Origin of the sequence: Paenibacillus sp. FSL F4-0100, assembly GCF_037993005.1 — a bacterium.
Classification (GTDB): domain Bacteria; phylum Bacillota; class Bacilli; order Paenibacillales; family Paenibacillaceae; genus Paenibacillus_AQ.
The window spans coordinates 4,167,511-4,180,005 of record NZ_CP150303.1 but is presented as its reverse complement, the minus strand read 5'-3'; the positions used below and the strand labels follow the sequence as shown (position 1 = coordinate 4,180,005).

Genomic DNA, 12,495 nt, shown 5'->3' with positions numbered 1-12,495 from the left:
TTTCGAATGTTTTTGAGTATAGTCAAGAGGGAACAGTATATTGATTGAAGAGAGCCTGCGGGAGGAGGAGAATCTGTTGCTGGGCTATCAATTAGTGCAAGACCAAAGCACGAAGCTGGCAATAACTCCTGAACTGAAGCAATCGATTCATATATTAACCATGTCCGCCGAAGACCTGGTCCGGTATTTACAGGAGCAGGAAGCTGAAAACCCGGTCCTTGAACTCGAATTCAGACGGGATTACGACGCTTATGGCTACAGGAGAAGGGCCACAATCAGCAATGGGTACGAGATGGACCCATTACGGAACGCAAGGCAGTTGCAGGACACGTTGGAGTCAAGGCTTAGGAGCCAACTGCGTATGCTCCCCTTGCCAAGGGAGGTATACCGAATTGCGGCATTTATGGCGGGGAATCTAAGGGATGACGGATATCTGGATATCCCGATCACCGAAATCAGAAGGAAGCTTGACGTATCAGAAGAGCTTATTCGGACCGCCCATGAGGCATTGCAATCGTTAGAGCCTGCCGGTGTCGGCTGCGGAGATTTGAGTGAATGCCTGCTGCTGCAGATTATTAGAGATCCGGCGGCCGCTCCGTATGCGTATGAAGTTGCAGACCGATATATGTCGGAGCTGGCATACGGGAAGCTGGAGAAGATCGCAATGGCTTTGAACATACCCATGGAGACGGCAAGGACGGCATCGGAATATATTCGCGGATTGAATCCTCGTCCGGGGCTGGCGTATGCCTCATTAGAGCCAGAGTATATCGTTCCGGATGCGATCGTCGAATACTATGAGGGTGGCTTCATAGTGTCGATCCATCCGGAAAATCTCCCCAAGCTCTCCATTAACAACTCCTCCCGAGAATGGGTTAAGTTGCGGGGATCAGCCGAAGCAACTTCGTATTTGAGCAGCTGCGTCCGATCTGCCCGTTGGCTGGTTCGGAGCTTGGCGAAGAGGAACCGGACGCTGATGAGGGTCGTCAATGCCATTATGGAGGAGCAGCGACAGTTTCTGGTTGAAGGAATCAAGGGAATTGCACCGATGAAGATGAATACGATATCCACCAAACTGGACCTGCATGAATCGACCGTTAGCCGGGCGGTGAACGGTAAATTCGTACTTACGCCGCATGGTGTGCTCCCTCTGAAATATTTTTTCTCCGCTAGACTATCGACGACGGGCGGTAGCGGTGTATCCTCCCGGAGTGTTAAAGCCCGAATCAAGGAGCTTATCGACGCCGAAAATAAAAACATTCCCTATTCGGACCAGCATATGGCGGATATGCTGCGAGCGGAGGGAATCCGGCTGTCTCGCAGAACGGTTGCGAAGTATCGGGAACAAATGCAGATTATGCCCTCCTCATTCCGCAAGCGCAGATAGAAAAGGGTGTCTCGGATAGGTTTCCGAGACACCCTTACTTGGGTCCGCCAAGCATGGGCGATAACTTGGAGATGAAAATCTGTATATAGCCGTAAGCGCGATATTACAGCGTTCGATTACAAATGAAAAGCTCGCATAGGCAGGATATTATGACTTTCCTGCGCAGTACGAGCGCATGCGTAACTTGCACTTAAGCGATTGAACCGCCGATACCGAACTTACGTACGGTGGTGTGGAAGGTCGGCTACTCAACTATTAGTAGCCTCCTATTCGATTTTCAATACTTCTGAGGCGGTGCGTCATTTTCCTTCAGTCGGCTGTTGTATCGGCATCATTCTGCTCTCGTGTCAGCGAACTTGCAAACGATCCGATTCCCTTCATCATAATGTCAAGCGACTCCATTAAATGGTAGAGGATTACCGGAGGAACGGTGTCGTCATCAGGCATCCCGGCTTCCTCGGCGAGGTTGATGATATGGTCATATCCAATAACCTGCATACAGATCTGATGCAAAAATCCAGCCGATTCATAGTAAATGCGGTTCGGCGGATTCATATCCTTCTCACTCATAAAGGCGTTCCGAATATCGCAGCATAGCTTGAACAGATTAACAGCCAATGTTTTCAGAACCGATGAAAGGTCTGCATAGGCGCTTTTGCTGCCGGAAGAAGAATCTTGGTAGTGACTTGCTGCAAAATAATCAGTACGGGTAATTTGCCTTAAGTAAGAGACGGTTCTCTCCGTTAATTCGCAATACGAATGGGGCATGGCAGCATCCGGTGCGGAATCGATCCGGATGCTCTTTAATCGGGAGGCGGCTTCCGTGAGCGGCGTCGCATCGAGCTGCAGCTGCTTCGCGGATTCCCTGAAAGAACGGATCAGTCGTGTCGACACCATCATAACAGAATCCGCGGAATCGGCCGGACGTTGTCCCTCGAGAAGTTCTTTTGCCATCCATAATCGATACTTTAATCCCTCGATGGCTGTGATTAACTTGTGCGAAGATTGATGGGCGGCGACATTTAGCGTAGTCGAAATGATCCAATCGGCTGTATGAGGGCCGTTCACGTGAATGTCTGGATCAACCACCGCATAGTTTCCTTTATCCTCAAGCATCAGCTCCAGTGCCCGGTTGGCAAGCACCTCGTTCATATTCACATTCAGGATATTGCTTGAAGAACCATGGATATAATCTGTAATAAATTGCTCCGAATGCTTTCCATCCATGATTTCATCCGTCGCCTTCATAATGAGATTTCCGATTCGCTCCGGCACGATGCTATGCTCTATGCCTGCACGTACGGTAGCGCTTTTGACGGAAGCCAAAGCCTTAATAAATTCGCTATGGACGCGAGCGTTCACAGTGGGATATTCTCCGGCAGCGCGCATCGTCTCCACACCGTAGTATGCATGGGAGGGCACGTTGACCTCTCCATTCTTGTCCCGCTCAATTCTTAACATCATCATCTCATCCCTTTCGAAAATGTTGTGTCGTCATTTCCTTATAGGGATAATAAGCAATTTTCGTGCCATCAAGATGGGATTCTTCGAGACATGGGCTCTTTGGAGGAACAATTCATTCATCAAGACGAGTCCTTCTCTGAAACCTTAATCTTTGGCTGAAGAAGTCAGAGTGGAGTTGATTAAGTACCAGGAGCTTCACCACACTTTAGCTTATCCTACCGTGACTTCATATGCGTATCTCCTTGCATGCAATGTATGAAATTACAAAACGATATACATCAGAGTATGCTATCCGGCCTTATTTAATTGCAAATAGCGACCGCTGCATGATGCCCCTGGATATGTTTGTTGAAAAGGTTGATTCTGTTGTTGTAAGAATATTCACGATCAGTTTCCGTTCTTATTTAGGGTAAAGGGATGGTAGTTTATATATAGCGTTATTAACATTAATTGGGACTTATGAATATTGACATTTTGTGAAAAAATAACAAAGGGTTTCAGGGCTAAGCCTGCTGTTAGATTTCATCGCTTCATCTGATCATTAACTTTTATATCCATTGTAAATTACACGAAGGTTAGATAGATAAAATGGAAAAGGTGATTCATATGGATAACAACATCAATCTGAAAGTAATGTCCTACAGCATACGGCACGGAAAAGGATTAGATGGGAAAGCAAGTTTGAGCCGCATAGCGGAAGTGATCACAAAAGTCCAACCGGATATTGTTGCATTGCAAGGGGTGGACCGTTTTCTGCCCCGAAGCGGCTTTCGAGATCAGCTGAAAAGGCTGGCTAAACAGCTCGGGATGCACGCTTGTTTCTCTCCTAGCGTTAATCTCATTATTTTTCAATATGGAAACGCTATTTTAAGCCGCTATCCGATAATTTCAAAAGAAATTCAGTATATTGGCGGGTCTAAAGAGAGAAGGAGCATCTTAATGGTAAAACTGCAAATCAATGAAGACGTGGTTACAGTAGTAAATACGCATTTGGGGGTACATATGAGGGAACGGATAAAACAGAATCCAATTCTTTGGAGTGTTTTAGAGAAACTGGAACAACCGACGATCCTGGCCGGGGACTTTAATATGGAGATGGACGATCCTTTCATGAAACGGTTGAACGCCCGATGGAAAAAAGTCACGCTTCAGAACAACCTGCCTACCATGGAAAATGGTAAGGAGATCGATCACATCTTTGTAAACATGCCGACAGAACTGGCCACAGCCAGGGTTATTCCTTACGACGCGTCGGATCATTATCCGGTCATTGCAGAACTTCGCTGGCAGTAAGAGATTGGGATGATCTGTCATAAAGACTTTGTGTTTTATCCACGAAGAAATGAACCTCATCCAGGTGTAGAAGCTAAGTAATTAAAATTACTGAATAGACCGATGAAGTTCCCTGAACGGAATCTTTGTCGGTCTTATTTTCTGCAAGGGGACTTGATTTTCTGTAAATAAAGATATATGATTGACCCGTCAATTATTGATGAGTCAATGAATTGAAGGAGGTATTTATCATCTCTACATGTCATACAGAAGACCTGCTGTACTTGCTAATGCATTTAAACAAGCATATAGCGACCCGGTTTGAACGATGTGCTGGAGTTAGTCCCAATCGGCTCGAACTCTTATGCAAACTGACGGGGGGCCAAATTAGCCAATCGGATCTGCAGAAGGCAGTGTCTATTGATCCTGCTGCGGTGACCCGACATGTTCAGCAGTTGGAAGCGGAAGGAATGCTTCTGCGAACCAGATGTGAGAATGACAACCGGATTACGTTAGTTCAGCTAACCGAAGAAGGCAAGAGAAAAGTAGCAACGTTTAGAGCGGAGAAAGATCGATTTATGGAGGCCCTGCAGGCAGACCTTACAGAATCAGAACGACTTGCGTTTGTTCAAGTGCTGCAGAAGCTGAACAGCCAGATTCAACAGATGAAAGAATCTAGTAAGACCAATTAACTTATAGAGATTAAAGGAGAGAATATCATGACTGTAACATCCCTAATCAATGATTATAAAGAAATAATTACCTCCCGTCGCTCTGTGCGTGTGTACGATCCAGCGGTTAAAATCAGCCGTGAGGAAATGACTGAGATTTTGGAAGAAGCAACTTTGGCACCATCTTCCGTTAATCTTCAGCCTTGGAGATTTCTTGTCGTTGATAGCCCAGAAGGTAAAGCGACGCTTGAAGAGCTTGCACCAGGTAACAAAACACAAGTTACAACTTCCTCTGCAGTCATCGCCGTTTTCGGAGATATGAACGCATTTGATAATGCTGACGAAATTATGGGTACTGCTGTGGAAAGAGGCTATTTGCCGCAAGAGATTAAAGATCAACTGATGGCTAACTATACTGATCTTTTTGCACGTATACCAGCACAAGCTTTTCGCGAAATGATTCTTATTGATAGCGGCTTGGTATCCATGCAGCTCATGCTTTCTGCTCGTGCCCGTGGATATGATACAAACCCGATTGGCGGATATGACAAATCCCGAATTGCGGAAGCATTTGGTATGGAAAAGGAACGTTATGTACCGGTTATGCTCATATCTGTAGGTAAAGCTGCTAAAGAGGCACGTAGAACAACTCGTCTGCCTATTGACCGCATTGCGGAGTGGAAGTGAGGTTATGACTATGATTATTATTCATGCAGAAATGAAAGTAAACCGTGAAGTAGAAGCGGAATTTCTGGAGTCCGTACAAGAACTTATTGCGTCATCCCGCGCGGAGGCAGGGAATGTGTCGTATAAACTCCTAAAGGATACAGATCAGGATGACACATATGTGATGGTTGAACAATGGAAAGATGAAGAAGCAGTAGGGGCTCACAATGCAAGCAGCCATTTTCAGGCGTTCGTAGCTAATGCTCCAAAATACTTGACAGCTCCGTTACAGGTTCAAGCTCTTACAGGTCAGCCTATTAGAAAATAATTAAAGATCTAAAGTCAAAAAAAGGTCGATCCAAGAGGATTGACCTTTTTTTGTGCCAGTTATGATCGAAGAGATATTCCTATAACCGGACTGTTTGTTTATAATTATCTTTTCCTTTTACACTTACTGGATAACAACCTAAACTTGAAGTGCTGCCACTAGAATGAGCGATACGATCAACATTTGTCATTATTAGTATTCCCAATACGCAGTTAAACAGGATGCATGAACAAGGAGGTTATTTGATGGTAGATGTTTTTGCCGTAGCTGATATCATTGTCAAACATATTAAGACCCATTACCCCCAAGATGTTGCGATTGTCGGATATTACGGATCATACTTACAGGGTAGGGCAACTGAGCGATCGGATTTAGAATTTTTCTTCATACCGGCCTCTCCTAGAGGGAAACAAGTAGAATTACAGTTTATAATTGACGGTATTAGTTTTGATTTCTGGCCTATCGGCTGGGATCGTGCTGAAAGAATGGCAACATCTGAAGATTGGAGCACGACCATTATTTTGGGTTGTGAACTATTGTATGTCCGTTCAGAAGAAGACCTAGCGAAAATTCATGAAACTTCCCGAAACCATATCTTCCATGGAGCAGCCATTCAACACGCTTACGATGATTAACAGAGCTGAGGTTGTTGTGCGTGATTGTTTTACTAGCTTGATGAAGTTCCGACTTGCCGAAGACTCCATGGATTTATCCTTTTGTCGAACACAGGCACAAGAAATTGCCGCTCACATTTTTAGATCTCTTGCATTGATAAACCAAAGATACTATACACGTAGTTGGGGCCATTATCGTGAACAAGTTAGAAATCTACCTATGAAGCCAGAACAACTGGATCTTTACCTTGACACCATGATGTTCAGCCATTCTAAAGATGAAATCAAGTCTGCTTGCGAGAAACTGACTCTAGACACTCTTAATCTAATTTCAGAACAAAGAAACAAGCTCAAAGGATTACGTTCATACCAAGATTGGATGAAGGGATACTACGAAGAGGAAAAAGGAATGCTTAACAAACTCCTAACCGCTTGCGAAAAAGGCCACTATGAAACCGCGTTTTTCGTTGCTATAGGTGTTCAAGATGGATTGGCTCGTATACTGTACGCAGCCGAAAAAGGACACTGGCCTGGCATTTTCGATTTGGGCGAGTATCGGGAATTTTATCATCGCTTCGGGTATCCAGATCTCACTGCGTTGCTGGATCCCAAAGATCTCGAACCGTTGCGAATAGCGATTCTGCAGCTTATAGAAAAATTAGAGAATCACCTTAGAACAGAAGGTGTATCATTGAACCAGTTCGACTCTGTCACTGAATTCGAATCATTTTATATAAACAGAGTATGAGTACATGTCGATAACACGGGTCACGGTTATAGGTGTCTAGAAGTGAGAAACGGAGAGTGTATAGACGTGACAGTACAATTTCGGCCATATAGGGATGAGAGCGATTACATGGCGCTTCGCAAGGTGATCACCCAAAAGTTTGCCGACCGTAACCGCCGGTTTTACCCGAGTCTTGGAGATTTTGACTACAACCGCGCCTTCGGCGGTGATAAGTTCCTTCAAAGCCTGACAATCTGTGAAATCGAAGACGGAACGATCATCGGTGCGATCTGGCCCGGGCATTATCGAATTATTTATTGTTTTACCGGGCCTGATTACGTTCACCTGGAAGATGAAATATTCGCCTGGGCTGAAAGACACTACTGCGGTCTGTCGCTTGAAGATCGGAGTGGATTGGAAGTTTATATTTGGGGTTACGTCGAGGATCATCCCCGAGTAGAGACGCTGAAGGCAAGGGGATACGAGCAGCATACATGGTACATGTATTCCGGGGTAATCGATTTGGAAACTGCGAATCACGAGCCTCGTTTTCCCGAGGGGTTCAAGGTTCGTCCGATTAAGATGGGTAATATTGAGCAAAAGGTTATGATCATGAGCGGTTCAGCAGGGTTGACTGCGCCGGATATGAATATTTACCGGCGTTTGATGTCCTGTCCAACGTACAGTCAGGATTTCGACTTGGTTATACTAGACGAGGCGAATACAGTCGTCGGCTTTGCAAATATCTGGCTCGACCGCGAGAACAACATCGCGATTATCGAACCGTTCGGAACGGCTCCGACGCATCGAAGAAGGGGATTGGCGACAAACCTCTTATACGAGTGTATGCGCCGCTTGAAAGAAGTCGGCGTCAGCAACCTCTACATTAATCATGGGGGGATGTGGACGCTGGAACCTGAACCGGATGACGCGATGCGCGTCTGAACGAGGGTTGGCTTTCAAGAACTTGGAAATATGTTTGTATGGTGTAAGTCATTCTCATGAACTCTTAATAAACAGTTCCAGGAAACATGCGGACATACAGCAATGGGTTATTTGTTTTCACATCGTTTGAAAGTTGCCTGTGATCTTTTAACTCATACCGGTATGAAGCTTGATGAAATTGCACGCGCTACCGGATTTGAGTATGACACTTACTTTATCAATCAGTTTACGGTTAAAAAAGGCATATCACCGACAAAGTATAGGAACATCACTCGCAAGTTCGCTACGACCCAATAGGTTGCTTAGTCGGAGTCATCCAACTCAATTGACAGAGACCGACTTAACAATTAATGTATTGGAGGATACAAGGTCATTTTATTTTTGGAGGATATTTATGAATCAACGTTATCGAATTACGAGATCCATGCAACCAAACTCAAGTGGTCAAGAGATTTCATTGGAAGAATGCCAAGCTTATTTTTCATCCAAAGCTGATTTTACTTATCAGACGGTGCTGACTGTGAAAGGGGAGGAAAGCACTATGTCTATAGAAGGGGATTTCTTTATGTGGAAACAGGGAGAAGCCCTTATTCCATTCAGACACTATATGGGGGAGTTGTATGTAGCCGTCTCCCATCAAGAAATCGTACCCCTCATGATCGAAATTGCAACTGATTTTCGGGCAGATATCGTGGAAGGGTAATGTCTTTATTGCCGATTAAATGAATATCTAACTAGATGAGAAGCGTCCCAAAACAAAGGGCAAGTAGTAAGGCTCTAATTCTGCCTCTATGATCTTTCATTACAACACGTAACCGACCCAGTTTTGGGTCGGTAGTATGTGAAGCGTTGTATTTTACGGAAGTTAGTTGCCCCGAATTTGGCTCCACATGGACACCATGTCGATCCAGCCCCGATGCTCGGCGATCTTGCCGTCCACAACACGGTATTGACGGTAAAGCGTGACATCAATCGTATTGCCCGTGGGCGCGGTTCCAAAGAACATGCCTTGATGTGTGCCTTTCACAGTCATTCTCACGAGCACCTTATCCCCTTGACCGATGATCTCTTCCACGGTGTAGCGTTTATCGGGAAATGCCTCCAAGATCGTTGCAGCGAATTTTTTTAGGCCTTCCTTGGATTGATAAGAGAGCTCTTGATAATCGTCGGTCAGAAATCGATCCACAGACTCCAATTCACTCTGATTCCAAAATGCCTCGATAAATTGGTTTACCGTCTCCACATTGGTTTGTTCCATCGTTTTCATACTTAAACATCTCCTTATGAATGGGTTATTAGGAATTGACTTAACGACGAAATGCCGTTCTTCATAGGCGGTTATTGAGCTTGGAGTTGAGGCAAAAGCGTGGCCGTATCGAACCAGCCGCGGTGATCAGCGATGTCCCCTTCGATGACGCGAAATTCGCGGAACTGTGTTGCCTTCACGGTTCTGCCTGTAGGTGCATTTCCTGCAAAATGGCCAGCATGCACAGCCGTCATGAAGATTCTAGCGATGACCTTCTCGCCTTGGGCCAGAATTTCCTCCACGGTAAACCGCCGATCCGTAAATGCCTCTACGATTTGCGGTGCAAAGAATTGATCGGTCTTCTCCAACATGCTCTGATTCGCAATGTCCTTGATAAACGCGGTCACCGCTGCTGCATTTCTTTGTTCCATCGTTTTCATACAAAACAGCTCCTTTTTTATTTTTTGTTGAAATCAGTTGTACTGGGTCAAAACAAATTAGATTTTATCCATGAATAGGGACAATGGAATGCAATCGGCTAAATTTGATTGCCAACGATTCCTGCATTGAGCACGGAGATCGGAGAGGCTGGATTTTCTCGATGAAGCCGTTCAAAGAAAATATCCGGCCAACGATGGTTAGCATCTTAAGTAGACGTACTCCCTTCTGTAATGGAATCACCAAAGGCGGCAATGACTCGAAAATGCTCATCTTGTGATAAAACCTTCATACCCGAAAGCCAGTAGTATGAATGAATCTTCTTTCGAAAAAAATCCGCGTTGCTATCGTCGGTATGGTTTCCCTCGGCAACATAAGTGGACCTAGGAGGCGAAAAATGCCATGTTGAGGTAGGGGTCGACTCAGGTACATAAACGCTGACGGTTACGTCAACATGTTCCTTTACTTGGAGATCGACAGGATCCGTATATATTTCTTTTCCTGCAGGGATAACTATGGTGAGTTAGCCATTCAAGGCAACTTGCCGACCGGTTCCGGGAACGATTTCCCCGTTCTTTGCGGATAAAGCTGCCGTCACTGTGCCGAATACCGCAGGCTTGGAACCGTAAAGATTGGAAAACTTCAGCCGGATCTTGGAACCAAAGGCATGCGGATGTATAATCATTCGAATTATCAAGAAGAAACATCTCCTTCGGAAATATGTTACCATTTGGCAACCTAATGGTGATTAGAAAACCGTCTATCGACGTACGTTCAAAGAAGACAGACCGCTTTTAGCTGTAGTTTTTCTTGCGAGATAAGGATGTTAACCCGCGGAAGTTTATACTTTCTGATTTCTTAAAAAAAGGCTTGTGCTGTTAGTTTGCTACCGCAGCTTCTGTTGCTGTAAGCTTACGGGTGAGATCCACGAAACTGCCCACCGCATCTCGAATCCTGTCTCTCATTCCCTCATCTAACGGTGCGCCGTCGGGACCGAATGTATTCGATCCATATCCGATCGAAATCCACTGCGAACAGTTAATACCGTGCAAATTACGTACAATAGTCTGCAAATGCGAAAGCGAGCTAACTCCGAGCGGACCACCTGCGGAACTTACGGAAAGCACTGCCTTGCCCGCAACCTGGCTTCCGGTAATATAGTCCAAGGCATTTTTAAGAGCTCCTGATACTGAGCCATGGTATTCCGGGGTAGCAAGGACCAAACCGTCCCCACCTGTAATTGCCTCCAAGACCTGCTTAACATTGGGATGAAAATCCCAGTTATCAGGTGAAAAAAGCGGCAGCGGCAGCTCCGATAAATCGACAAAGGTGACCGGAATTTGCTGGGCTTTCAAAAGGCTTTCAATGTACTTGAGAAGATACGTGCTTGTGGCGTTTGCGCGGTTGCTTCCCGCAATCAACGTTATTTTCATCTTCAACATCACCTTTCATTTTTAAAAAGTTGGTTATGGGCAGATGGATTTGTATGTCGCCGGCTGACAAACAGGTCCGTTTGTGATAAAATGTGACTATTAGGTAACTTGTTGTGTTTTTATGATACGTTACCAAATAGTAACGTGTCAAGAGAATTCAAACGAATTTATTTCAAATCGACAGATAGGGGGTGTTTCGATTGGAGAATGACACTTTCAAAGCACTTGCGGATCCCAGCCGCCGTAAGCTTTTGGACCTGCTTCACGCTTCAGACGCACAGACGCTGAACGATCTCTGCGCGCCACTAGACATGTCCCGGTTCGGCGTCATGAAGCATCTGAATATATTGGAGGAAGCCGGGCTCATTACCACGAGAAAAGTTGGACGGGAAAAATTGCACTATTTGAATTCGGTGCCCATACGTCAAATTTATGAGCGGTGGGTGAGTAAATACGCCGAACCATGGGCCGCCCAGTTAACATCTCTTCAAAATGAAATGGAGCGTGATACGAATATGAATAAGAATCTCCGGAATATAAACCAGATAGCGATTAAAGCAAAGCCTGAACAAGTGTGGCAAGCTCTCACGGATCCGACCAAAACGTCGAAGTTTTGGTTCAACTGCGCCATCCGAACCACCTGGGAAATCGAATCTCCATTCGAACTATGGAACGGGGAAGAGAAGAAAGCGGAAGGAATCATTCTGGAACTTGATCCTCCGAATAAGCTCGTGATGAGTTGGCGTTTTACTTCGTTTCCGGGCACGGAGAGTGACACCCCGTCGCGCATTACGTGGGAGATCGATTCGCATGCCGAACTTCATGGCGTGACGCTCGTAACCGTTATACATGATGAATTCGAACAGGCGATGAGCACTGCAAAAATTCTTGAAAACGGGTTGCCGATTGTTCTTTCAGGTATGAAGACGTTGCTTGAAACCGGAGAGACGCTCGCTGACCACTAAAAATCCAGCACATGTATTGAAACCATTAATAAACAAGATATCAAAGAAGACTGTTGGCTCAATGTGTTTTCTGATGAAAAAACGGATGGTTATGATGCTGAGGGATATACCATCAAAAGTACAGAGTTTCTCATGATGTTAAATCTGGATAGCTGGCCTATTGAAACAGAAAAGAAAACAAGATCATTAAGTGTGTCAAAACCGAGGAGGAAGCTCGACGTATCAATCATTTTTTCGATAGAACGGTTATCGATCTAGAGAAATTTGTTGGTAGATGTGATCAAGGAATCGGAGGTGTCGAACCCGTTAGCGTCAAATAGTACAGAATTTGTATCAAGA

16 protein-coding genes are annotated in these 12,495 nt (G+C 45.1%); 11 read left to right on the top strand and 5 right to left on the bottom strand.

Going from position 1 to position 12,495, the window contains the following annotated elements; all coding sequences use genetic code 11:
* Positions 1-40: 40 nt before the first annotated feature.
* Positions 41-1,387, top strand: coding sequence for an RNA polymerase factor sigma-54 (gene rpoN, locus MHH48_RS18760; protein ID WP_256720435.1), 1,347 nt, complete (start codon positions 41-43; stop codon positions 1,385-1,387).
* Between the two features lie 309 nt (positions 1,388-1,696).
* Here rpoN and MHH48_RS18755 read toward each other — a convergent pair whose 3' ends face one another.
* The gene (locus MHH48_RS18755) at positions 1,697-2,854 is read right to left on the bottom strand and encodes a lyase family protein (RefSeq protein WP_083659580.1); all 1,158 of its coding nucleotides are present in this window, start codon (positions 2,852-2,854) and stop codon (positions 1,697-1,699) included.
* 603 nt (positions 2,855-3,457) lie between these two features.
* Between MHH48_RS18755 and MHH48_RS18750 the strand changes: the two genes are divergently transcribed.
* The 9 genes from MHH48_RS18750 to MHH48_RS18710 all read left to right on the top strand — a co-directional run bounded on the left by MHH48_RS18750 (position 3,458) and on the right by MHH48_RS18710 (position 8,777).
* Entirely contained in the window at positions 3,458-4,144 is a 687-nt protein-coding gene (locus MHH48_RS18750; RefSeq protein ID WP_179090594.1) for an endonuclease/exonuclease/phosphatase family protein, read from the top strand.
* A 212-nt stretch (positions 4,145-4,356) separates the two neighbouring features.
* Positions 4,357-4,815 carry a MarR family transcriptional regulator gene (locus tag MHH48_RS18745; protein WP_076321469.1) on the top strand — a complete coding sequence of 153 codons (459 nt, stop codon included), beginning with the start codon at positions 4,357-4,359 and terminating at the stop codon, positions 4,813-4,815.
* Between the two features lie 27 nt (positions 4,816-4,842).
* Complete coding sequence (locus tag MHH48_RS18740) at positions 4,843-5,481, top strand: nitroreductase family protein (protein WP_076321468.1); 639 nt, start codon at positions 4,843-4,845, stop codon at positions 5,479-5,481.
* A gap of 10 nt (positions 5,482-5,491) precedes the next feature.
* A complete protein-coding gene (locus MHH48_RS18735) occupies positions 5,492-5,788 on the top strand; it encodes a putative quinol monooxygenase (RefSeq protein WP_076322147.1) in 297 nt (98 codons plus the stop codon).
* 245 nt (positions 5,789-6,033) lie between these two features.
* Complete coding sequence (locus tag MHH48_RS18730; protein ID WP_256720434.1) at positions 6,034-6,423, top strand: hypothetical protein; 390 nt, start codon at positions 6,034-6,036, stop codon at positions 6,421-6,423.
* Positions 6,362-7,150: a hypothetical protein gene (locus tag MHH48_RS18725; protein WP_256720433.1), complete on the top strand. Its 789-nt coding sequence runs from the start codon at positions 6,362-6,364 to the stop codon at positions 7,148-7,150. Before MHH48_RS18730 ends, MHH48_RS18725 begins: the two co-directional genes overlap by 62 nt.
* A gap of 66 nt (positions 7,151-7,216) precedes the next feature.
* Positions 7,217-8,074, top strand: a complete 858-nt coding sequence (locus MHH48_RS18720; RefSeq protein WP_076321467.1) for a GNAT family N-acetyltransferase — start codon at positions 7,217-7,219, stop codon at positions 8,072-8,074.
* Between the two features lie 102 nt (positions 8,075-8,176).
* Positions 8,177-8,371, top strand: a complete 195-nt coding sequence (locus MHH48_RS18715; protein ID WP_083659579.1) for a helix-turn-helix domain-containing protein — start codon at positions 8,177-8,179, stop codon at positions 8,369-8,371.
* Between the two features lie 97 nt (positions 8,372-8,468).
* A complete protein-coding gene (locus MHH48_RS18710; protein ID WP_076321466.1) occupies positions 8,469-8,777 on the top strand; it encodes a hypothetical protein in 309 nt (102 codons plus the stop codon).
* A 162-nt stretch (positions 8,778-8,939) separates the two neighbouring features.
* On the opposite strand, the gene MHH48_RS18705 is transcribed toward MHH48_RS18710, so the two are convergent.
* The 4 genes from MHH48_RS18705 to MHH48_RS18690 form a co-directional block, all read right to left on the bottom strand.
* Positions 8,940-9,341: an ester cyclase gene (locus tag MHH48_RS18705; RefSeq protein ID WP_076321465.1), complete on the bottom strand. Its 402-nt coding sequence runs from the start codon at positions 9,339-9,341 to the stop codon at positions 8,940-8,942.
* Between the two features lie 71 nt (positions 9,342-9,412).
* A complete protein-coding gene (locus MHH48_RS18700; RefSeq protein WP_076321464.1) occupies positions 9,413-9,760 on the bottom strand; it encodes an ester cyclase in 348 nt (115 codons plus the stop codon).
* Positions 9,761-10,281: 521 nt separating this feature from the next.
* Positions 10,282-10,455: a hypothetical protein gene (locus tag MHH48_RS18695; RefSeq protein ID WP_179090593.1), complete on the bottom strand. Its 174-nt coding sequence runs from the start codon at positions 10,453-10,455 to the stop codon at positions 10,282-10,284.
* Between the two features lie 181 nt (positions 10,456-10,636).
* On the bottom strand, positions 10,637-11,191 hold the full coding sequence (locus tag MHH48_RS18690; RefSeq protein ID WP_076321463.1) for an NADPH-dependent FMN reductase: 555 nt from the start codon (positions 11,189-11,191) through the stop codon (positions 10,637-10,639).
* 200 nt (positions 11,192-11,391) lie between these two features.
* On the opposite strand from MHH48_RS18690, the gene MHH48_RS18685 reads away from it, so the two are divergent.
* A complete protein-coding gene (locus MHH48_RS18685) occupies positions 11,392-12,156 on the top strand; it encodes a metalloregulator ArsR/SmtB family transcription factor (RefSeq protein WP_076321462.1) in 765 nt (254 codons plus the stop codon).
* Positions 12,157-12,495 lie beyond the last annotated feature (339 nt).

Bases quoted from the DNA above. Each gene is read 5' to 3' on its own strand.
- MHH48_RS18690 (WP_076321463.1), bottom strand. From the start codon at position 11,191: ATGAAAATAACGTTGATTGCGGGAAGCAACCGCGCAAACGCCACAAGC.
- MHH48_RS18735 (WP_076322147.1), top strand. From the start codon at position 5,492: ATGATTATTATTCATGCAGAAATGAAAGTAAACCGTGAAGTAGAAGCG.
- MHH48_RS18755 (WP_083659580.1), bottom strand. From the start codon at position 2,854: ATGATGATGTTAAGAATTGAGCGGGACAAGAATGGAGAGGTCAACGTG.
- MHH48_RS18700 (WP_076321464.1), bottom strand. From the start codon at position 9,760: ATGAAAACGATGGAACAAAGAAATGCAGCAGCGGTGACCGCGTTTATC.
- MHH48_RS18710 (WP_076321466.1), top strand. From the start codon at position 8,469: ATGAATCAACGTTATCGAATTACGAGATCCATGCAACCAAACTCAAGT.
- MHH48_RS18740 (WP_076321468.1), top strand. From the start codon at position 4,843: ATGACTGTAACATCCCTAATCAATGATTATAAAGAAATAATTACCTCC.
- MHH48_RS18725 (WP_256720433.1), top strand. From the start codon at position 6,362: ATGAAACTTCCCGAAACCATATCTTCCATGGAGCAGCCATTCAACACG.
- MHH48_RS18730 (WP_256720434.1), top strand. From the start codon at position 6,034: ATGGTAGATGTTTTTGCCGTAGCTGATATCATTGTCAAACATATTAAG.
- MHH48_RS18750 (WP_179090594.1), top strand. From the start codon at position 3,458: ATGGATAACAACATCAATCTGAAAGTAATGTCCTACAGCATACGGCAC.
- MHH48_RS18715 (WP_083659579.1), top strand. From the start codon at position 8,177: ATGGGTTATTTGTTTTCACATCGTTTGAAAGTTGCCTGTGATCTTTTA.
- MHH48_RS18705 (WP_076321465.1), bottom strand. From the start codon at position 9,341: ATGAAAACGATGGAACAAACCAATGTGGAGACGGTAAACCAATTTATC.